This is a genomic window from Dactylosporangium sp. NPDC005555, assembly GCF_040605635.1.
Lineage (GTDB): Bacteria > Actinomycetota > Actinomycetes > Mycobacteriales > Micromonosporaceae > Dactylosporangium.
Genome location: NZ_JBEXDG010000014.1, coordinates 174,959 through 195,181 on the forward strand (window position 1 = coordinate 174,959; position 20,223 = coordinate 195,181).

Sequence of the window (20,223 nt, forward strand, 5' to 3'; positions counted from 1 at the left end):
GGCTTCTTGCGGTCCTGCCACCGAAGGGACGCACGGCTTTCTGCGAGGCGCGGCAAAAAACCCGGAAATTAGTCCGTGTCGGGAAGGCCGATCGAGAACGCCTCTTCGAGGTCGTGCTGCGAGTAGGCGCGGAACGCGATGTGCGTGTCGGTGTCGACGACGCCGGGCACCTTGGAGATGCGACCGGCGATGACCTCGGCGATCTCCTCGTACTGCCGGACGCGGACCATCGCGATCAGGTCGACGTTGCCGGCGACGGAGTAGACCTCGCTGACCCCGGGGAGGTTGGCGATGTTCTCGGCCACCTCGGGGATCGAGTCGGTGGCGCAGTCGATGAGGACGATCGCGGTGATCACCTGCGGTGCTCCTTCCAGCATGTGGACATCGTCATGCTAATCGGCGGCGACGGTGAGCTCCCGCCCGACCCGGACCGCGTCGCGCAGCGTCTCGCCCTCCCGCACCTCGGCGCCCGGCCACACCACCGCCCGGCTGACCCGCCCCGCGACGACGGCACCGCGCCCGACGACCGCCTGCTCGACGACCCCGGTCACGACGGCGTCCTCGGCGATGAGGTTCCGCTGGTGTACGGCATGCAGATTGGCCTTCAGGTAGTCCCGCGGCGTGCCGGTGTCGAGGTAGGTGCCGCGATACTCGACCACGTCGAGGCGCCCTTCCCGCTCCGCGGGCCGCCACGTGGTCCGCACGAGGTCGGAGGGGACGGCCTCCAGGCCTTTGACGAGGTCCCACGGCAGCAGGGAGAACCCGGCGAACCGATGCCCGCCGAACTCCTTCGGCGGCCCCGGCACGCCGAGCATCCGCACGGTGGTGCCGTCCCAGTCCTCCAGCAGCTCGGCGATATCGGAACCGTCCGGCTCCTGCGACGGTGCCAGGTACGCGTCCGCGTTGCCGACGAGGACGCCGCGGCCGGCGATCCAGTCCTTCAGCAGGGCGACGCCGCCGGCGGTGCCGAACGGGTCGCCCGGCTCGACGGACAGGTGCGCGCGGTCGCCCACGTGCGCGACGACCTGCCCGGCGAGGTAGCACGCGTTGACCGCCAGGTCGGCCGGGCCGGCGATCCCGAGCGCCGCGACCCTGGCCATGGCCCTGTCGAGGAGCGCCACGTTGCCGACCGGGCACAGCGCCTTCGGCAGGTGCTCCGTCAGCGGCCGCAGCCGCCGCCCCTCACCGGCGGCGAGGATCACCGCGCAGATCGCCGTCATTTCGTCAGTACCTCAGGGTAGTCCTTGTACGGGCCGATCCCGTAGTGCGCGAGCAGCTGCGACGTCGACACGGTCAGCGGCGGCAGCGTGTCGAGCCGGTGCCAGGCGGCCTCGATGACCTCGGCGGCGTCGATGGTGAACTCGTCGGACGGCTCCACCTCGGTCTCGAACACCATGTCGACCCACTGCCCGCGGGTGTGCACGACGGCGTTCGGGTTCGCCGGGCGGAACCGCTCCAGCGGCAGCTCGATCCCGGTCTCCTCGGCGAGCTCACGCGCCGCGGTCTGCACGGGCCGCTCGCCGCGGTCCATCAGGCCCGCCGGCAGCGACCAGCCCGCACCGGGCGGCTGCCGCAGCAGCAGGATCCTGCTCGCCCCGGGGTCGCGCACGAGAATGACGGCGCCGATGGTGTACGTCGGCTGGAAGGTGCGCACGATGCGTCGCTTCCAGCGGGCCGGGAGACGGTAGAACGTCCGGTACGCCACCATGCGCAGTTGTTGTTTTACCGCCATCCCGGAAAGGCTAGCCGCCTATCTGGGGGAGTGGTCGACCAGGGCGATCAACTCCTCGACCACCTCGTCCGCCGTCCGGCTGTGATCGGCGACCGCGACGAGCAGCGTTTCGAGGTCCGGGTACCCGAGCCGGGTCGCGAGCCGCACGAGCGGCAGGTCGCTGGCCAGGCCGCGGCCCTGCCTGCGCAGCGCGAGCCCGACCGCGAGCCGCCCGAGGCGCACCTTGTTGGCGACCGTGATCGCGGGCGCCTCGTGCGCCTCGAACCACCGGCTGATGTGCAGCCTGGCGTGCGGCGTCTTCACGAAGTCCAGCCACTCCGACGACGGCCCCCGCGCCGGGGCGTCGGCGTCGAAGTCGTCGCGCTGCCCGGTCCGCGTGATGATCTCGACCGTGTCACCGTCGGCGAGCGGCGACGACACCGCGATCAGCCGCCCGTTGACCTTCGCGCCGATACATCGGTTGCCGACGTCCGCGCCGAGGATGTACGCGAGGTCGACCGGCGTCGCGTCCTGCGGCAGCAGCACGGGCCGGCCGCCGCCCTCCGCGAGCACCAGGATCTGGTCCTCGGCGAGGTCGCACCGCAGCGAGGCGATGAACTGCGACGGGTCCGACGCCGAGGCTTCCCAGTCCAGCAGCCGACGCAGCCAGTTGAGCTGCTCCGCCTTCGACGCCGGGCCGAACCTGGCGGCCGCGTGCGGATACCGGAAGTTGGCGACGATGCCGTACTCGGCGGCCTGGTGCATCTCCTCGGTGCGGATCAGCACCTCGAGGGACCGGCCCTCCGGCCCGAGCACCGTCGTGTGCAGCGACTTGTAGTTGTTGCCCTTGGGTGTGGCGATGAAGTCCTTGAACCGGCCCGGCACCGGCCGCCACTTGCCGTGCACCGCGCCGAGCGCGGCGTAGCAGTCGGTCTCCGGCCCGTCGACGATGATGACGACCCGCGGCATGTCGTGCGGGTCCTCGTAGTTGCCGTCGACCGTGTCCTTCCAGATCGAGTACAGGTGCCGCGGCCGCGGCGAGACCTGCGCGTCGATGCCGAACTTCTTCAGGTCCGAGTTGACCGCCGCGATGACCCGCTCGAGGTAGCCGTCCCAGCCGGTGCGCTGCCGTACGTACTCGTCGATCAGCGCGTACCCGCCGGGGCTGACCGCCCGCAGCACCCAGTCCTCGAGCTCCCGCTTCAGCGCCTGGATGCCGAGCCGCTCGCACAGCGGGATCAGCACCTCCCGCGTCGCCGTCGCGATCCGTACCTGCGACTTGATCGACCGGGCGTCGAGGGTCCGCATGTTGTGCAGCCGGTCGGCGAGCTTGATCACGAGCACCCGGACGTCCCGCCCGGCGGCGACGATCATCTTGCGGATCGTCTCGGCCTCGGCGTCGGCGCCGTAGAACATCTTGTCGAACTTCGTCACCCCGTCGACGAGCAGCGCCACCTCCCCGCCGAAGTCCCGCTCCAGGGCGCCGAGCGTGTAGTCCGTGTCCTCGACCGTGTCGTGCAGCAGCGACGCCACCAGCGTCGTCGTGTCCATGCCCAGGTCGGCGAGGATCTCCGTCACTTCGAGCGGGTGCGAGATGAACGCCTCGCCGCTCTTGCGCATCTGCCCGCGGTGCATCTGCTCGGCCGTCGAGTACGCCCGCCGCAGCAACGCCACGTCGCCCGTCGGATGGATCGTCCTGTGCGACCGCAGCACGTTGCCCATCGGGTCCTCGGTCGACTGCCACGGCAGCATCGCCCGCAGCCGTGACCCGATGATCGCCGAGTACGTCGAGGTCGGATCCCCGGGCACCGCCCCACCGACCAGCGCCGAGTACGACGACGGCACCGGCGGCACCGGCGTGTCCTCGGTGGGCGGCGCCGTCAACCTGGCCCGCGGCGCCGCGAACCGGTCATCGACCCCGGCCGCCCGCTTGGCCTTCCCCGCGTCGGTGTTCGCGGCCGCGCCGGCCGCGCCGTCCAGGTCGCCCGCCGCCGCGCCGCCGGCACGCTGCTCCGCGCTCTTGGCCTGTCCTTCGCCGGTGGTCGTGCCCGTGGCTTTCGCCGGGTCGTCGTCGGCGGTCGTGCCGGTGCTCTGCTCCGCGCTCTTGGCCCGCTCTTCGCCGGTGGTCGTGCCCGTGGCCTTCGCCGAGGCTCCGTCGGCGGTCGTGTCCGCGAGCCTGCCGGTGGCCGTGCCTGCCGGCCTGTCCGCGGTGCCCCTGTCGGTGCCGGCCTCGCCGGACCGCTCGTTCCTGGGCCGCTCACCCGCGGGCCGTGCCGCCGTCGGCCGCTCATTGGCGGGCCAGTCCCTGCGGCCATCACCCTGATCCTGCGGCGTCCGCTGCCCCTGCGGCACCCGCTGCCCTTGCGCCGCCCACAACGCGGCCGTCTCCTGCTCGTCCCGCGACACCCGCCGTGCCCCAGGCTGCCCGGGTACCCCTTCCCCCAGGGAACCCGCCGCACCCCCGAACTCGTCCGGCCCGCTGTCCGCACCGGCGGACACCGACCGGCACTCGTCCTCCACCGGAACCCGCTGCCCAGGCGCCGCGTCGCTCAAGGTGTCGTCCCGCGCCACCGAGCGCCCCTCCGCCGCCTGCTCCCCGACGGTCCCCACCTGCGAACGCCCCCCGGCGCCACCCTGGGACTCCGCGCCCCGGCCGGCGCCTGCCTGCCGGTCCGCACCCCGAGCGCCGCCGCCGGGCGGACCGCTGCCCCGCGGGTCCGTGCCCTGCGCGGCGTCCGGCTCGTGGAGGTCCGAGGCCCGGGCGTCCCTGCCCTGTGGACCTCCACCTTGCGAGCCCTTGTCCTCCGGCTCCCTGCCCTGGCGGCCCTTGTCCCGCTGATCCCTCTCCTGCGGGGCGACGCCGTCACGTTCCGAGCCGCGACCGCCGGACCCGTCCCGCGGTGCCCCGTCCTGCGGAGCTCTGCCGTGCGGGGTCTCGCCATGCGGGGTCTCGCCGTTCGAGGGCTCGCCGTGCGGGGTCTCGCCATGGGGGGTCTCGCCGTTCGAGGGCTCGCCGTGCGACACCGAGTCGTGGTGGCCCGAGTCGCGAGCGCCCGAGTCGTGACCGCTCGGATCGCGACCGCTCGGATCGCGACTGCCGGACTCGCGAGCACCCGAGTCGTGACTGCCGGACTCGTGACCGCCTGGGTCGTGACCGGCCGGGTCGTGGCTGCCTGAGTCGTAGCGGTCCGCGGGGTGGCGGTCAGGGTCGGAGTGGTCGGTGGGGGACCTGTCCGCGTACGCCCGGTCGCGCGGGCGGTCCTGCTGCACCCTGTCCCGCGAGTTGCGGTCCGCAGGCCGCTCTGCCTGGTGCGCGGGGTGGCGCCGCCGGGCCGGGGATGCGGGCACGTTGATCGCGGCGGTCGGCAGTCCCCGCGGCCCGAGGAGGACCTCGCCCACCGCGTCCCGCAGCTGGTGCGCGTCGGTGGCGCCGGGAGCCTGAGGCGTCGCCCCGCCGACCGTGAACCCCGTCGGCAGCGTGTGCCCAAAACCCGCCGGTTCGGTGGACTTGCCCCCGGGCGTCAGTGGGTCCAACATGAACTCGCTGTGCGCGGACGCGGACCCGGAGTCGGCACCACCGGCGCCGGTGACCGTGGAGGGGCCAGCATCCAGGGGCGCGCCGGACTGATGCAGACCGGGCTCCATGCGGCACCTCCTCACCGACGGGCCGGGCGGGCCTGGGTTTGGGTAGGTTCCAGCCTAGTTTCCCTCGTGGCATCCGATCGGTCATTTGAGTATGTGCGATCGTCCGATGTGCTTAGCCTTCCAGGTCGATCCGGACCGAAGCGGCGGCCTCCGCGCGGGTGAGGAACGGACGCCATCTGCCGGCGCCGGTCGCCGGGGATGACCAGCCCATATCGGCCTTGACCAGCCGAGTCTCCTGTCGCTCGAGCCAGGCGAGGATGCGCTCGGTCTCCTCGGGCGTCGCGCGTGGCGTCGGCCCGTGGCCCGGCTGGACGGTCTCAGCTGTGGCGAGAACCACATCCAGAGTCGGCTGTGGATGCACCCTGGGGGGTGACACGCCCGCCCCGGCGAGCCGGCCGTGCCGGACCACCGCGAGCTCCCAGCCGCCCTTCGCGGACGGCCGGGCGGCGATCAGCTCGGGCAGGCTGGTCAGGGAGGCGAGCCGCTGCATGCGGATCGCGGCGCGCAGGAACGTGATCAGCCGGGTGCGGATCGTGGCCGCGTCCTCGAAGCGCTGCGCGGCGGACAGCGCCTCGATGCGGGCCATGAGGCCGCGGACGACGGGGCCGGGGTCGCCGGTCGTCGCGGTGCGGAACGGCTCGGCGGCCGCCGTCTCGTAGTCGCCGGGGGAGATGCGGTGCTCGCACGGCGCCGGGCAGCGGCCGAGCTCGGCGAGCGCGCACGCGGGGGTCTTGGTGCGCAGGGACAGCTTGTGGGTGCACTGGCGGATCGGCAGCGCGTCATAGATGCCGGCGGCGGCGAGCTCGGCGCCGCGCCGGGAGCTGAACGGGCCCAGATAGGCGGCGCCGTCGGGCTGCACCTCGCGCACCACGGACAGCCGCGGATAGGTCTCGCCGGTGAGCTTGAGCCATATGACGCGCTCCGGGAACTTGGACCGGCGGTTGTACGGAGGCTTGTGCACGGCGATCAGCCGCAGCTCCCTGACCTCGGCCTCCAGGGAGTGCGCGCAGAGGATCGCCTCGACCCGCTGCGCCGCGTTGATCATCTCGTCGATGCGGGCACGCTTCTCGGCGGCCGTGAAATAGCTGCGGACGCGGGTGGCGATCGACGAGCTGGTGCCGATGTACAGCGGGCGGTCCTTGTGGCCGCGGAACACATAGACGCCCGGTGCGTCGGGCAGGCCCTCGGCGAGGTGGCGTTTGCGCCGCTGGGACGGGCTGACCGCCTTGACGAACTCGATCGTGTCGCCGATGGTGTGCACCTTGTGGCTGCCCAGCCGGGCGATCAGCCCGTGCAGGACGTCGACGGTGGCGCGGGCGTCGTCCAGGGCCCGGTGGATCGGCTGGGTGCTCGCGTGGAAGTGCCGGGCGAGCGTGGACAGCTTGTTGTTGGGCACCTCGTCGGCGACCAGGGCCCGCCGGGCGATCGCGGCGGTGTCCAGCACGATCGGCTTGGGCCACGCATAGCCGTGCTTGGCGCAGGCGGCCTTGAGGAAGCCGGTGTCATAGGGCGCGTTGTGCGCGACCAGCACGGCACCCGCGGCGAACTCGAGGAACGCCGGCAGCACCGTGTCGAGCTTCGGCGCCTCGACGAGCATCGCCTCGGTGATGCCGGTCAGCACGGTGATGAACGCCGGCAGCTGCTCCTCGGGATTGACCAGCGTGCCGAACTCGCCCAGGATCTCGCCGCCGCGGACCTTGACCGCGCCGATCTCGGTGATGCCGCCGCCGTCGGGCGCGCCGCCGGTCGTCTCCAGGTCGACGACCACGAACGTCGAGCTGAACAGCGTCGCCGCACGTGGGTCGTCGAACAGGGCATCGAGCGTTTCCTGGTGGTAGTCGGCCACGGGCGCACACTACGACCAGGGTGTGACAAAAAATCGCCTCAGTGCGGTGGGAAGCGCAGTTCGAACCGGACGTCCGGCGAGCCGACGGCCGCGTTCGTCCTGACCACGGTCGCTTCGTGGTCCCGCAGGATCTCCGCCACGGCCCGCGGGACCAGCTCGTCCGCCTCGCGCGTGCCGTCGAGGTCGGCCTGCCACTCCGGGGCGATCGAGCCGCCCGCATGGCTGATCTGCACCGTGGGTGCCGGTGCGCTGATCACCCGCACCGCGACCCGGCCGCCCGCCGGAGCGACCTTCAGGGCCGAGAAGACCACGTAGTCGAGAGCCCGCGACAGTCTGCCTGGATCCGCCTGTACCGACGCCGAATCGGTCACACCGAGGGTGATGGCGATGTTCCGGGCATCCGCGATCGGCCGCAGCTCGCGGATCCGTGCCTCGGTGAGATAGGTGAGATCCACGGACCGCTGCTCGGGTCTGCCCTCCAGGACGGACGCGACGACCAGGCGGCGCAGCTCGAGCAGCTCCGTCACCTGCTTGGCGAGCGCGCGCAGGGCGCGCATCTGGTCGAGGTTGAGCCGGTGCGGCGAGTGGTCGACCACGCATAGCGTGCCGAGTGCGGCACCCTCGCTGGTCACCAGGGGTGCCCCGGCGTAGAAGCGGATGCCGTCCTCGCCCGTGACGAACGGGTTGTCGGCGAAGCGCGCGTCCTCGGTGGCGTCCGGCACCACCATCAGGTCGCGGCCCATGATCGCGTGGGCGCAGAACGCCACCTCACGGGGTGTCTCGCTCATCCCGTCGAGGCCGGTCTTGGCCTTGAACCACTGCCGCTGGGCGTCGACCAGGGTGACCAGGGAGATCGGTGCGCCGCAGACCTCCGACGCGATCCGGACGATGTCGTCGAAGTCCGTCTCCGGTGGTGTGTCCAGGACCGCCAGGCCCTGCAGCGTCGATATCCGCTCCGCTTCGTTCTCAGGCACCGGCGGCCGCATGTGTACCTCCTCGCTGCATACCCAATCGGGTGAAATAATGATATGTCAGCTTTTAGCCTTTCGAGGGAAGCCCGCAGTCCTGGAGACCATCCGGGGCGAATCTGGTCGACAATGCGACACTGGACTGATGCCCGCGCACGACGCCCCCGACGACCTCGACGATGAGGCCGCGGTGACGTCTGTGCCGGAGGAGGTCGACCTGCCGGACGCCGACGGTGGGATCGAGCCGGTGCTGCCCGAGATCATCCGCCAGCGGGTCATCTCCCTGGCCGCCGGCGCCATGACCGGCCTGCCCCTCGACGAGCTGCCGATGCCGCTGCGGCGGGTCGCGAAGTTCGCGCCGAACCGGCGTGCCCGCCTCGGCGGTCCCGTCATCGCGATGCAGCTGGCCGGCGACCCGCTGCTGCGCCAGCGTCTCGCGACCAAGGTCGTCAACGAGGCCGGCGACCTGGGCTCCTCGATCCTGGAAGGGGTCGCGCCGCCGGCCGCCGACCCGGTCGAGGTCGCCGCACTGGCCTATCTCGCCCGCCCCGACGGCTGGCGTGACCTGGTCGAGCGCGCCACCGGCACGGTCCGCGCCGAGGCGCAGGGCGCCGCCGCGTCCGAGCGCATCCGCGACGTCGAGCAGCGCCTCGCCCGCGCCGAGCACGACCGCGCTGTCGCCCGCGTGGAGGCCGACAAGCTCCGCGACGAGCTGGCCAGGCTCCGCGACGAGACCGCCGGCCTGCGCGAGGAGGTCCGCTCGCTGGGCAAGGCGCTGCGGGAGAGCCAGGCCAAGGAGCGCAAGGCGACCGACATGCTGGCCAGCGAGAAGGGCCGGGCCACCCGGGCGACCGCCGACCACGACGCCGAGCTGCGCCGGATGCGCGCCAAGCTCGCCGAGGCGGAGACCGCGGCGGGTGCCCAGCGGCAGAGCGCGAAGGACGCCCGCGCCGTCGACGACGCCCGGCTGTGGCTGCTGCTGGAGACGATCGGGCAGGCCGCCGTCGGTCTGCGCCGTGAGCTGGCCCTCGACCCCACCGACCGGCTGCCGGCGGACTTCGTCGCCGACCATGACGCCGACCGCCCGGACAACGCGCCCGGCGCCGCCGCGGCCCGCGCCCTGGACGCCGACGACCCCGCCCGCCTCGACCAGCTGTTGAGCCTGCCGAAGGCGCACATGATCGTCGACGGGTACAACGTCACCAAGAAGGGCTACGGCGAGCTCTCCCTGGAGCAGCAGCGCAACCGCCTCGTCGCCGGGGTCGGCGGACTGGTCGCGCAGACCAGGGCCGAGGTGACCGTCGTGTTCGACGGCGCCGAGCGGGTCGTCGGGCTGCCGCCGGCGCCCCGCGGCGTCCGGGTGCTCTTCTCCAAGAAGGGCGAGACCGCCGACGAGCTGATCCGCCGCCTGGTCAGGGCCGAGCCCGCCGGCCGGCCGGTCGTGGTGATCTCCTCCGACAAGGAGGTCATCGACGGTGTGCGGCGCCACGGCGCGTACCCACTGGGCAACGACACCCTGCTCCGCCGCCTCTCACGCTCCTGACCTGCGGAAACGTGTTTTTGTCATACCCCCCGCTTACCGTGGAGCTACAGACGGTCAACGGAGGAGGAGCGATGCTCGTCGACTGCGAGACCTGTTCAGTGCGAGGCAAAGCCTGCGGCGGTTGCGTGGTGACCCTGCTGCTCGACGCCCCACCCGCCGTGCACCAGCTCGGTGCGGCCGAGGTCCGGGCGATCGAGGTGTTCGAGCGGGCGGGGTTCGACGTCACCGTGCTCGACCCCACCCATGTCGAGGCGGCACCACGCCGGTCGAGGCGGCACCGCGCCGCATAAGCTTGCGGAGTTTCCGACCAGGAGGTGCGGCGTGACCCCTCGCGCATGGGCGGCGATCACCCTCGCGGCACTGCTCGTCGCGGTCGTGGTGATCGCGGTGCTGCGGGTGCCGTGGTCAGCGCCTCCGGCCCCGCGCGCCGACCAGCTCGCCGCGCTCGACACGCTGCCCGCGGACGCCGTGGCCAAGGGCAGGGCGTTCCACGCGGCGCTGCGCCCCGGCACCTATCTGTCCATCGCGCTCGGCCTGCTCGTCGCGGTCCTGCTCGGCCTGACCCCGGCCGGCGCGTGGGTCGTCGAGCAGGTGTCCAGGCCGTTCGGCGGCCACTGGCTCGCCCGCGCGCTGCTCGGCGGCCTCGCGGTGGTCCTCGCCGGCGAGGTCGTGGCGCTGCCCGTCGCCGCCTGGCGCCAGACCATCCTCAGACGCTATGGGCTCTCCACGCAGGACTGGTCCGCCTGGACCGTCGACATGCTCAAGGGCTATGCCGTCGGCGCGGTGATCGGCGCCGTCGTGCTCGTCGGCTTCTTCACCGTCACCCACTTCGCGCCCCGCTGGTGGTGGGTGTGGGCGGCGGCCGGGGCGGCGCTGCTCACGGTGCTGCTGTCGTTCATCTTCCCGGTCCTCGTCGAGCCCGTGTTCAACAAGTTCACCCCGATGCCCGAGGGTGAGCAGCGGACCCGGCTCATGGCCATGGCCGAGCGCGACGGCGTCCCCGTCCGCGACGTGCTCGTCGCCGACGCGTCCCGCCGCACCCGCGCGGTCAACGCGTATGTCTCGGGCCTCGGCCCGACCCGCCGCATCGTCGTCTACGACACCCTGCTGGAGAAGGCACCCCAGGACGAGGTCGAGTCGGTCGTCGCGCACGAGCTCGGCCACGCCAAGGACGGCGACGTGCTCACCGGTACGCTGCTCGGCGCGATCGGCGCGGCAGCCGCCGTCTGCGCGCTCTATCTGCTCGGCTCGTGGGGTGCGCTGCTGCGCCGCGCCGGCGTCGACGCGATCGGCGAGCCACGCGCGGTCGCCCTGCTGCTCGCCGTCGCCACCGTGGCGGGCCTGCTCGCCGGCCCGGCGCAGGCGTTCGTGTCCCGCCGCGTCGAGGCCCGCGCCGACCGGCACGCCCTGGAGCTCACCGGCGACCCGGCGGGCTTCGAGGCCATGCAGGGCAGGCTCTCGCTGGTCAACCTCGGCGACCCGGACCCCAACCCGGTCGAGCAGTTCCTGTTCGGCTCCCACCCGACCGCCGTCGAGCGCATGGCCGAGGCCCGCGCCTGGGCAAGAGGCGCGCGATGACCACCCTCATCCTGCCCCACCGCACCGGCGCTCCCTGCCGCGTCGAGGTTCGCCGCGGCGTGGCTGTTCAGGGTGTGACCGGCGCAGGCGCGGACCCGGCGACGGCCGGCATGCAGCGGTTCGTGGGCAACCGCGCCGTGCGTCCGGGCGCCGGAGGCGGTGTCCGGGGACTCGGGGGAGCTCGACGCGGAGCGACCTTTCGGGTTGCGGGGACGGCGATGATCACCCCCCTCGCCGCCGATCGGCGCATGCCGAGCCCGGGGCGCCGGTGCCCGGCTCAGGAGATCGAGCTTCCTCGACGATCCTCGGCTCACGCCGGAAGCGGCGGCAGGCAGCGGTGCGTCGACGACGCCGTGCGGGGGTCCGGGGCCTGGAGCAGCCGGTCGGGGCAGCGATGACCACGCTGCTCGTCACCAATGACTTCCCGCCCCGGCCGGGTGGGATCCAGCAGTTCGTGCACAACCTCGCGGTGCGGCAGCCCGCCGGTTCCGTGGTCGTGTACTGCTCCACGTTCCGGGACGCGGAGAAGTTCGACGCCGAGCAGCCGTTCGAGGTCGTGCGCGCGTCGACGGGCATGCTCCTGCCCACGCCTGGCGTGGCCCGGCGCGCCGCCGAGATCGCCCGGTCGCACGGCTGCGACAGCGTCTGGTTCGGTGCCGCGGCGCCGCTCGGGCTCCTCGCCGACGGGCTGCGGCGCAGGGTCGGTGTCGAGCGGGTCGTCGCGCTCACCCATGGCCACGAAGTCGGGTGGGCGGCGCTGCCGGGGGCCCGGACGCTGCTGCGACGCATCGGGCGCGGCGCCGACGTCGTCACGTATCTCGGTGAGTACACCCGCACCCGGCTCGCCAGGGTGCTCGACGGGCTCACGTCGCTGCAGCGGCTGGCGCCCGGCGTCGACGTCGACGCGTATTCACCGAAGGTCGACCGGCACCTGGTCCGAGCCCGCCACCAGCTCACCGACCGCCCCGTGATCGTGTGCGTGTCGCGTCTGGTGCCCCGCAAGGGTCAGGACGTGCTGATCCGGGCGCTGCCACACATCCGCCGTGCCGTGCCCGGCGCCGCGCTGCTGATGGTCAGCGGCGGTCCGTACCGGCCGGCGCTGGAGCGACTCGCCCGGGAGCACGGCGTCGAGCGCGACGTCGTCTTCACCGGCTCCGTCTCCTGGGCCGAGCTGCCCGCCCACTACGCCGCCGGCGACGTCTTCGCCATGCCCTGCCGGACCCGGCGCCGCGGCCTCGACGTCGAGGGCCTGGGCATCGTGTATCTCGAAGCCTCCGCCACCGGCCTCCCCGTCGTCGCCGGCGATTCCGGCGGCGCTCCCGACGCCGTCCGTGAGGGGGAGACGGGGTTCGTCGTCCCCGGTCGCGACGTGGCCGCCGTCGCCGACCGGATCACGACCCTGCTGCTCGACCCCGCCCTGGCCGCGAGGATGGGCGCCGCGGGCCGTGCCTGGGTCGAGTCGGACTGGCGCTGGGAGACCCAGGCGGACCGCCTCCGCGCCCTGCTCACCACGCCCCCGGACCGCACCGCCTGACCCGCCGGCGCCGACCACTCGCCCGGCGCCCGGCCGGCCATGCCCGCACGGTCTCGTCCTGCCGGCGTGCGCCGGACGGTTGCGCACCAGCGAGAGCCCTGCATGCGCCGGACGGTTGCGCGCCGGCGAGAGCCCGCGTGTGCCGGAGTGTTGCGCACCGGCAAGAGGCCCCGCGTGCGCCGGACGGTTGCGCACAGGCGAGAGCCCGCGTGTGCCGGACGGCTGCGCGCCGGCGAGCGCCCGGCGTCCGTTCGTTCCTGTCCGCGCGGTCTCGTCCTGTCGGCGTGCGCGGGAGGGGTTGCGCGCCGGCAAGCGCCCGCATGCATCGGCCCGTGAGAGCCCCGCATGCATCGGCCCGTGAGGCGACGAGGCGGGGAACGGGAAAGCGGCCGGGGAAGGTATTCAGGGGAGCAGTGAAAGCGGCGCCGGCACGACCGGGGTCAATGCCGCCGAACCGTCCACCCGGCGGGAAGAGTGTCGGAGAAACGACAGGCTGGCCGTTCTGGGGGTTGGGGGCAGATCGGCCAGCGCCTATCGAAAAGTCGGGAAACCGGGGGAGGGGGTCAGAACTTCGGGGCGTCGGGGGCTTCGAGGAGGCCGAGACGCAGCGCGGTCATGAGGGCCTGGGCGCGGTTCGCGGCGCCGAGCTTCTCGTACAGCTTCGAGATGTGCGTCTTCGCGGTGGACTCGGAGACGAACAATTGCTTGGCGATGCCCGCGACGCTCATGCCGTCGGCGAGCAGCCGCAGCACCTGGCCCTCGCGGGGGGACAGCTGCGGGCCGCTGGGGGCCAGCCGCCGCTTCATCGCCTCGGCGAGGTCGGCGGCGGTGAACGCGGAAGGCGCCGAAGCGGCGTGACGGGCGGCGGCGACCACCTCGTCGGCGGGGGCGGTCTTCGGCACGAACGCGGACGCGCCGGCTTCGAGGGCGCCGAAGAGCTGGTCGTCTCCGGCATACATGGTCAGGACCACGATGCCCATGGTGTTGCTGGTCTTGCGCAGGGCTCTGGTCGCCTCCAGGCCGCTGCCGTCGGGGAGGCGCAGGTCCATGATGACCACGTCGGGCTGCAGGGCGCCGGCCTGGCGGATCGCCTCGGCGGCCGTCGCGGCCTCGCCCACCACCTCGAACTGGCGGTCACGCTCGAAGGCGTGCCGCAGGCCTCTGCGGATGAGATCGTGGTCGTCGACGAGCAGAACTTTGGTGCGTGTCGTCGGCGTCGCGGTAGTCGACATTCCCGGTGCTCTCTCCCTCTGGTGCCTTCACGCTACCGCGCACGCGGTGCGGTTCCGAGCACAACCGCCACTGTTGTCCCATTCGGCACGCGCGGTGTGATCTCCAACCGGCCTCGGATACGTTCCGCTCTCTCGGCCATGATCGCAAGACCATAGCGTCCGTCAGGGCGGTTCTCACCTATGCCGCTTCCATCGTCGGAGATTTCTACCTGTGCGAACGGTGGATCGACCGCGCACGTTACCCAAAGATTCTCCGCGCCGGAGTGTTTCCGCGCGTTCGTGATGGCTTCCTGGGCAATGCGCAGCAGTTCCGCCTCGACCGCGGCGGGCAGCCGGGCGGTGGTTTCGTCGAGCGAAAGGTGGACCCGCAGCCCGGCTGAGGCGCCGACGGTGCGCGCGTAGTCGGCGATCGCGGCGGTGAGCCCGCCGTACCGGTCGACTTCGCTGCGCAGCTCGAACAGCGACAGCCGCAGCTCCGTGATGACCCGGGTAACCTCGGCGCGCAGGATGCGCAGCTCCTCCTCGGCGGCGGCGGCGTCGGGCAGCGCGGCGACCGCGTTGTCGATGCCGTAGCCGACCATGACGAGCTCCTGGGCGACGCCGTCGTGGATCTCGCGGGCGAGGCGCTGGCGCTCCTCGGTGGTGGCGAGGGAGCGGACCTCGTCGAAGAGCAGCGCGGCCTCCAGGCGCAGCGCGGCCGCGCCGGTGAGGCCGGTGACCCGGGCGAGGACCGGCGGCGGGTACGCGCCGGCGCTGTCACTCTCCAGGACGATGAGGCCGACGGTACGGACGCCGGCGACGAGCGGCACGACCATCGAGGAGATGTCCCGGCTCGGCGCGACCGAGCGGGCCTGCGAGCGGCCCGACACGACCGGCTGCTGCGTCGCCCACGCGTCGGCGACGGCGCTCTCGGTGTCCAGGGCGGTCTCCCAGTCGAGGCGCTCCACGCCGGCCTGGGCGAGCACGACGAGGCGGCCGCCGCCGCTGCCGGACAGCACCGCGCCGCGCGAGGACGGGACCATGGCCCGGACCTCGTCGAGGAGGTGCTCGGCGAGGCCGCCGGGGTCGAGGGTGGCGCCGGGCAGCTGCCGGGCGACGCTGCGCAGCTGGGTGAGCAGCCGGGTCGCCTCGACGTACGGCTGGGGCGTCTCGTCGGTGCGCCGGGCGAGGAAGGCCCGCTGCAGGATCCCCGCCTGGTAGGCGCCGATCCCGGCGACGACCAGCCACTGCAGGCAGCTGCTCAGATACGGACGGTCGCCGAGCACGCCGTCGACAGCCCCGCCGGCGGCGAGGACGACAGCCGCGGCCGCCAGGTGGACGGTGGCGACGACCAGCCCGGAGGCGAGCGCCGCACCGATGACGGGCACCGGCAGGTAGACGAGGAAGACGGTGTCGGCGGTCGACGCGGCGAGCGCGATGATGAGCACCTCGGCGGCGCGGCCGAGCTGCGCGACCCGGTGCCCGGGCGGCGCGACCGTGGCGATCGCCACGGCGAGCAGCAGCAGCGCGAGCCACAGCAGCTCGGACGCGTGTGCCCCGTCGATGAGCAGGAGCGCCGCGACGAGCGCGAGCATCAGGACACGAACCGTGATCACGGCGCTTCTGGGGCGGTCGCCCAGCACCGTCAGCTCGGTCAACGAATGGTCCTCCCTACCGTAGGTGACAGCATCAGCGCTCGTAGATGGCGGCGATGTCGGCGGCGTACTCCTTCAGGACGACGTTCCGTTTCACCTTCAACGACGGAGTGAGCGTTCCGGTCGCTTCGGTGAAGTCCTGCGGCAGGATCCGGAAGACCTTGATCCCCTCGGCCTTGGACACCGCGGTGTTGGCCTCGTCGATCGCGGTCTGGACCTCGGCGCGCAGATCAGGATCGTCGACGAACGAAAAATCGGCGGGTCTGCCGTGCGAGGAGGCCCAGGCGGGCAGCGCGTCGGGGTCGATGGTGACCAGCGCGGCGATGAACGGCTGCCGGTCCCCGACGACCATGCACTGGCTGATCAGGGGGTGCGCGCGGACCCGGTCCTCGAGCACCGCCGGGGCGACGTTCTTGCCGCCGGCGGTGACGATGAGCTCCTTCTTGCGGCCGGTGATCCGCAGATACCCGTCGTCGTCGAGCTCGCCGATGTCGCCGGTGTGGAACCAGCCGTCGCCGTCGATCGCCTCGGCGGTGGCGGCGGGGTTGTTCCAGTACCCCTGGAACACGATGTCGCCCTGGACGAGGATCTCGCCGTCGTCGTCGATGCGGATCGTGACGCCGGGCAGCGGCCGCCCGACGGTGCCCATGCGCGCGCCGGTGTCCCGGTTGGCGTTCGTGGCCGGCGACGTCTCGGTCAGCCCGTAGCCCTCGAAGATGGTCACGCCGATGCCGCGGTAGAAGTGCGCGAGCCGCTCGCCGAGGGGCGCCCCGCCGGAGATCGCCCGCGAGCACTGCCCACCGAGCGCCGCCCGCAGCTTGCCGTACACCAGCCGGTCGAACAACGCGTGCTGCGCCTTCAGCAACGGACCGGGCCGGTCGGAGGACGACCAGGCGATCGCCACCCGCTCCGCCCGGTCGAAGATGGCGCCCTTGCCATCGGCGTGGGCGCGCTGCTTCGCGGTGTTGTAGACCTTCTCGAACACGCGCGGCACCGACAGCACGAACGTCGGCCTGAAGCTCTGCAGGGTCGCCGCGAGGTTCTTCGTGTCGGCGGTGTGCCCCATCGTGGCGCGGGCCTGCACGACACCGATCTGGATCAGCCGGGCGAAGGAGTGCGCGAGGGGCAGGAACAGCAGCGTGCGGGCGCCCTGGTGGAACAGCGACTGCAGCTCCGGGACCGCGTTGACGATGTCGGACAGCATGTTGCGGTGCGTGATCATGCAGCCCTTGGGCCGCCCGGTCGTGCCGCTGGTGTAGATGATCGTGGCGAGGTCGCCGGCCTTCGTGGCGGCGCGCCTGGCCTCGACGTCCTCGCGGGGCACGGCGGCGCCGTCCGCGCCGAGCACGTCGACGGCGCCTGGGATGGCAGCTGCGCGTGGCGCGCCGGGTGCGCCGAGCGCACCCGGTGCGCCGTCGATCTGCCACACGTGCTCGACCGCCGGCAGCCGGTCGCGGATCGCGGCGACCGCGTCGCGGTGCGCGTCGGTCTCCACGAAGATCGCGACCGCGCCGGAGTCCTCGAGGATCCAGGCGACCTGCTCGGTGCTGGAGGTCTCGTAGATCGGCACGGTGACCGCGCCGACGGACCAGATCGCGTAGTCGATCAGCGTCCACTCGTAACGCGTCTTGCTCATCAGCGCGACCCGCTCGCCGGGCTCGACGCCGGCGGCCAGGAGGCCCCGGGCGAGCGTGACGACCTGGTCGTGGAACTGTCCGCAGGTCACGTCCTGCCACCCGCCGGAGGTCTGGCGCTGGAACTGCACGGCGTCGGGCGCCGCGACCGCGTTGTCCCACACGGGGTCGGTCAGCGTGGCGTGATCGCCGACGGTGACCGCCGGGGGCACGGTGAACTCGCGCACGTGCGACTCCTTACTTTCAACCCGTATTCGCCGAACCTACCGTGCCGCGCGATCGCCGGGCGCACCGCAGAGGTAGCCTGCCACGCATGGCCGACACTTCGACGCAGTCGATCGTCATTGACGCGCCCCCGGAGCGCATCGCCGAGGTCATCGCCGACTTCGCCCGATACCCCGAGTGGGTCGCCGCGGTGAAGTCGGTCGCGGTGGTCGAGGAATACGAGGACGGCTACGCCAGTCAGGTCAGCTTCGTGCTGGACTCCGGCCCGGTCTCGGATGAATACACGTTGCGGTACGAATACGCCGAGGATCTGACCCGGATCGAGTGGAGCCTGGTCGCGCCGTCGAAGATGCAGAAGCAGCAGGACGGCTCCTACGACATTACCGCCAACGGCGACGGCACCTCCACGGTGACCTATTCCCTCGCCGTGGACCTGGCGATCGGCATGCTCGGCATGTTCAAGCGCAAGGCCGAGAAGATGATCATGGACACGGCGCTGAAGGAGCTCAAGCGCCGCGTCGAGGGACCGGCGTGACCCGCGACCCGCGCGAGGAGGCCGAACGCCTCGTCGCGACCGCGCTCGCCGCCCTGTCCGTCGCCGCGAACGGCACCGCGGGCTTCGCCACCGGCTCAGCCGAGTGCTGCGTCTGCCCGGTCTGCAAGGCGATCGCCGCCGCCCGCGACCCCGACCCCGAGTTCGCCGAGCGGCTCGCCACCGGGGTCGGCGACGTGGCGGTCGGTCTCGCCGGGGTGCTCCGGGCATTCGGCAGCCGTGCGCCGGAAGCACCGGCGACAGCAGAAGACGTTTGGCAGAACGCCACCACGGAGACACCGAAGTCGCCGAAACCGATGGCCAAGAAGGCCGTCAAGCCCAAGATTGATCCCGAGGCATAGCGCCTGTGCGAGAGGAGACAGACGCGGTGGGATTGACCATCGGAGTCGACATCGGCGGAACCAAGGTGCTCGGCGGGGTCGTCGACTCGGCGGGTGACGTCCTCGCGCAGACCCGGCGCGACACGCCGGCGCAGGACCCGTCACAGACGGCCGACCGGATCATCGACGTGATCCAGGAGCTGGCCGCCGCGCACCCCGTCGACGCGGTCGGCATCGGCGCGGCCGGCTGGATCGACGCGACCCGCTCGATCGTGCAGTTCGCCCCCAACCTCGCCTGGCGCAACGAGCCGCTGCGCGAGAAGATCACCGCCGCCGTCGGCCTGCCCGTCGTCGTCGAGAACGACGGCAACGCCGCCACGTGGGCCGAGTTCCAGTTCGGTGCCGGCCACGACGCCAACGACTCGATGGTGCTCTTCACCGTCGGCACCGGCATCGGCAGCGGCATCGTCATCAACGGCAACCTGATCCGCGGCACCAACGGCATCGCCGCCGAGCTCGGCCACATGATGATGGTCCCCGGCGGCCACCCGTGCGGCTGCGGCCGGTCCGGCTGCCTGGAGCAGTACGCCAGCGGCAACGCCCTCGTCCGCTTCGCCAAGGCCGACGCGCGGGAGAAGCCCGAGCTCGCCGAGCAGCTCCTCGCCCTCGTCAGCGGCGACGTCGAGGCGATCAAGGGCCACGCGGTCACCCAGGCCGCCCGCCTCGGTGACACGGTCGCGATCGGCGCCTTCGAGCAGATCGGCCGCTGGCTCGGCGTCGCCCTCGCCGACATCGTGCAGATCCTCGACCCGCAGGTCATCGTCGTCGGCGGCGGGGTCATCGACGCCGGCGACCTGCTCATGAAGCCGGCCAGGGCCAGCTACGAGGACCAGCTCGCCCAGCGCGGCCGGCTCCCCGTCGCCGAGGTCCGCCCCGCCCTCATGGGCAACCTCGCGGGAGTGGTCGGAGCCGCCGACCTGGCGCGCGTATGACCAAACTCAGGGTTCTCTCCTACAATCTGCACAGCCTGCGCGACGACCGCCGGGCCCTCGCGCAGGTCGTGCGGGAGATCGCGCCCGACGTGGCGATCCTGCAGGAGGCGCCCCGCCGCTTCCGGTGGCGGCAGAAGTCGGCGGCCCTCGCCCGCGACTTCGAGCTCGTCATCGGCGGCGGCGGCCTGCCGTCCCTGGGCAACCTCGTGCTGACCAACCTGCGGGTCCGCGCCTTCGACACCTTCGACGTCCGCTTCCCGCTGACCCCCGGCCGGCACATGCGGGGCGCCGCGTTCGTCCGCTGCCGGGTCGGCCGGTCCGCCTTCGCCGCCGTCGGCTCGCACCTGTCCACCGACGCCACCGAACGCCCCGGCCAGGCCGCCCTGCTCAAAGAGCGGTTGTCGGAGCTCACCGAGCCGGTCATCTTCGCCGGCGACCTCAACGAGAACTCCGGCGGCGCCGCCTGGCGCACCCTCGCCGACGGCCTGCTCGACTCCGCCGGCGCCGACGAACGCCACACGTTCCCGTGCTCCGCCCCCCGTGAACGCCTCGACGTCGTCTTCGTCGACCCTCGCATCACCGTCCTGTCCTACGAGATCGTCGACACCCCCGCCGCCCGCCAGGCCAGCGACCACTTCCCGGTCGTCGTCGAGCTCGACCTGCCCGAGTAGCCGCGCCGCGAACCCCATGATCCGGAAGACTTTGTGCTGCCCTGACGCAATGCCGGTGAGTTAAGGATTTGCGTCGAGGGTTGTCGATGCCGCGTGGCGGCTTGCGCAGCAACGAAGCTCCCGTTACACATGCTGTC

16 protein-coding genes and 1 pseudogene are annotated in these 20,223 nt (G+C 72.4%); 8 read left to right on the forward strand and 9 right to left on the reverse strand.

Annotated elements, in window-relative coordinates; translation table 11 throughout:
- Window positions 1-68: 68 nt before the first annotated feature.
- The 6 genes from ABZS58_RS18715 to ABZS58_RS18740 all read right to left on the reverse strand — a co-directional run bounded on the left by ABZS58_RS18715 (window position 69) and on the right by ABZS58_RS18740 (window position 8,176).
- Window positions 69-356 carry an Lrp/AsnC ligand binding domain-containing protein gene (locus ABZS58_RS18715; protein WP_354783008.1) on the reverse strand — a complete coding sequence of 96 codons (288 nt, stop codon included), beginning with the start codon at window positions 354-356 and terminating at the stop codon, window positions 69-71.
- A gap of 36 nt (window positions 357-392) precedes the next feature.
- The gene (locus tag ABZS58_RS18720; RefSeq protein ID WP_354782976.1) at window positions 393-1,220 is read right to left on the reverse strand and encodes a sugar phosphate nucleotidyltransferase; all 828 of its coding nucleotides are present in this window, start codon (window positions 1,218-1,220) and stop codon (window positions 393-395) included.
- A complete protein-coding gene (locus tag ABZS58_RS18725; RefSeq protein WP_354782978.1) occupies window positions 1,217-1,732 on the reverse strand; it encodes an NUDIX hydrolase in 516 nt (171 codons plus the stop codon). The genes ABZS58_RS18720 and ABZS58_RS18725 overlap by 4 nt, the downstream gene beginning before the upstream one ends.
- Window positions 1,733-1,750: 18 nt before the next feature.
- Window positions 1,751-3,556, reverse strand: a complete 1,806-nt coding sequence (locus tag ABZS58_RS18730; RefSeq protein ID WP_354783010.1) for an HD domain-containing protein — start codon at window positions 3,554-3,556, stop codon at window positions 1,751-1,753.
- Window positions 3,557-5,468: 1,912 nt separating this feature from the next.
- A complete protein-coding gene (locus ABZS58_RS18735; RefSeq protein WP_354782980.1) occupies window positions 5,469-7,202 on the reverse strand; it encodes a DEDD exonuclease domain-containing protein in 1,734 nt (577 codons plus the stop codon).
- Between the two features lie 38 nt (window positions 7,203-7,240).
- Window positions 7,241-8,176 carry a GAF domain-containing protein gene (locus tag ABZS58_RS18740; RefSeq protein WP_354782982.1) on the reverse strand — a complete coding sequence of 312 codons (936 nt, stop codon included), beginning with the start codon at window positions 8,174-8,176 and terminating at the stop codon, window positions 7,241-7,243.
- A 139-nt stretch (window positions 8,177-8,315) separates the two neighbouring features.
- Between ABZS58_RS18740 and ABZS58_RS18745 the strand changes: the two genes are divergently transcribed.
- From ABZS58_RS18745 to ABZS58_RS18760, 4 genes are all read left to right on the forward strand, one after another.
- Complete coding sequence (locus ABZS58_RS18745; protein ID WP_354782984.1) at window positions 8,316-9,713, forward strand: NYN domain-containing protein; 1,398 nt, start codon at window positions 8,316-8,318, stop codon at window positions 9,711-9,713.
- Between the two features lie 71 nt (window positions 9,714-9,784).
- Window positions 9,785-10,003, forward strand: coding sequence for a hypothetical protein (locus ABZS58_RS18750; RefSeq protein WP_354782986.1), 219 nt, complete (start codon window positions 9,785-9,787; stop codon window positions 10,001-10,003).
- A 31-nt stretch (window positions 10,004-10,034) separates the two neighbouring features.
- Window positions 10,035-11,291 carry a M48 family metallopeptidase gene (locus ABZS58_RS18755; RefSeq protein ID WP_354782988.1) on the forward strand — a complete coding sequence of 419 codons (1,257 nt, stop codon included), beginning with the start codon at window positions 10,035-10,037 and terminating at the stop codon, window positions 11,289-11,291.
- 394 nt (window positions 11,292-11,685) lie between these two features.
- Window positions 11,686-12,825 carry a glycosyltransferase family 4 protein gene (locus tag ABZS58_RS18760; RefSeq protein WP_354782990.1) on the forward strand — a complete coding sequence of 380 codons (1,140 nt, stop codon included), beginning with the start codon at window positions 11,686-11,688 and terminating at the stop codon, window positions 12,823-12,825.
- Window positions 12,826-13,388: 563 nt separating this feature from the next.
- Here ABZS58_RS18760 and ABZS58_RS18765 read toward each other — a convergent pair.
- From ABZS58_RS18765 to ABZS58_RS18775, 3 genes are all read right to left on the reverse strand, one after another.
- Complete coding sequence (locus ABZS58_RS18765; RefSeq protein WP_033362529.1) at window positions 13,389-14,057, reverse strand: response regulator transcription factor; 669 nt, start codon at window positions 14,055-14,057, stop codon at window positions 13,389-13,391.
- 32 nt (window positions 14,058-14,089) lie between these two features.
- A complete protein-coding gene (locus tag ABZS58_RS18770; RefSeq protein WP_354783012.1) occupies window positions 14,090-15,631 on the reverse strand; it encodes a GAF domain-containing protein in 1,542 nt (513 codons plus the stop codon).
- Between the two features lie 94 nt (window positions 15,632-15,725).
- Window positions 15,726-17,552, reverse strand: coding sequence for a long-chain fatty acid--CoA ligase (locus tag ABZS58_RS18775; RefSeq protein WP_354782992.1), 1,827 nt, complete (start codon window positions 17,550-17,552; stop codon window positions 15,726-15,728).
- Window positions 17,553-17,638: 86 nt separating this feature from the next.
- Between ABZS58_RS18775 and ABZS58_RS18780 the strand changes: the two genes are divergently transcribed.
- The 4 genes and pseudogenes from ABZS58_RS18780 (at window position 17,639) to ABZS58_RS18795 (ending at window position 20,086) form a co-directional block, all read left to right on the forward strand.
- Window positions 17,639-18,085 carry an SRPBCC family protein gene (locus ABZS58_RS18780; RefSeq protein ID WP_354782994.1) on the forward strand — a complete coding sequence of 149 codons (447 nt, stop codon included), beginning with the start codon at window positions 17,639-17,641 and terminating at the stop codon, window positions 18,083-18,085.
- A pseudogene (locus tag ABZS58_RS18785) lies at window positions 18,082-18,363 on the forward strand (hypothetical protein); the annotation flags it as partial. The gene ABZS58_RS18780 and the pseudogene ABZS58_RS18785, both read left to right, overlap by 4 nt.
- 107 nt (window positions 18,364-18,470) lie before the next feature.
- Complete coding sequence (locus ABZS58_RS18790; protein ID WP_354782996.1) at window positions 18,471-19,415, forward strand: ROK family glucokinase; 945 nt, start codon at window positions 18,471-18,473, stop codon at window positions 19,413-19,415.
- Window positions 19,412-20,086 (forward strand): endonuclease/exonuclease/phosphatase family protein, encoded by a 675-nt coding sequence (locus tag ABZS58_RS18795; protein ID WP_354782998.1) that lies wholly within the window; start codon window positions 19,412-19,414, stop codon window positions 20,084-20,086. Before ABZS58_RS18790 ends, ABZS58_RS18795 begins: the two co-directional genes overlap by 4 nt.
- The last annotated feature ends 137 nt before the right edge of the window (window positions 20,087-20,223 follow it).

Excerpts from the sequence above, each read along its gene's own strand:
- ABZS58_RS18720 (WP_354782976.1), bottom strand. The coding sequence starts at position 1,220 with ATGACGGCGATCTGCGCGGTGATCCTCGCCGCCGGTGAGGGGCGGCGG.
- ABZS58_RS18725 (WP_354782978.1), bottom strand. The coding sequence starts at position 1,732 with ATGGCGGTAAAACAACAACTGCGCATGGTGGCGTACCGGACGTTCTAC.
- ABZS58_RS18745 (WP_354782984.1), top strand. The coding sequence starts at position 8,316 with ATGCCCGCGCACGACGCCCCCGACGACCTCGACGATGAGGCCGCGGTG.
- ABZS58_RS18750 (WP_354782986.1), top strand. The coding sequence starts at position 9,785 with ATGCTCGTCGACTGCGAGACCTGTTCAGTGCGAGGCAAAGCCTGCGGC.
- ABZS58_RS18760 (WP_354782990.1), top strand. The coding sequence starts at position 11,686 with ATGACCACGCTGCTCGTCACCAATGACTTCCCGCCCCGGCCGGGTGGG.
- ABZS58_RS18765 (WP_033362529.1), bottom strand. The coding sequence starts at position 14,057 with ATGTCGACTACCGCGACGCCGACGACACGCACCAAAGTTCTGCTCGTC.
- ABZS58_RS18770 (WP_354783012.1), bottom strand. The coding sequence starts at position 15,631 with ATGCTCGCGCTCGTCGCGGCGCTCCTGCTCATCGACGGGGCACACGCG.
- ABZS58_RS18780 (WP_354782994.1), top strand. The coding sequence starts at position 17,639 with ATGGCCGACACTTCGACGCAGTCGATCGTCATTGACGCGCCCCCGGAG.
- ABZS58_RS18795 (WP_354782998.1), top strand. The coding sequence starts at position 19,412 with ATGACCAAACTCAGGGTTCTCTCCTACAATCTGCACAGCCTGCGCGAC.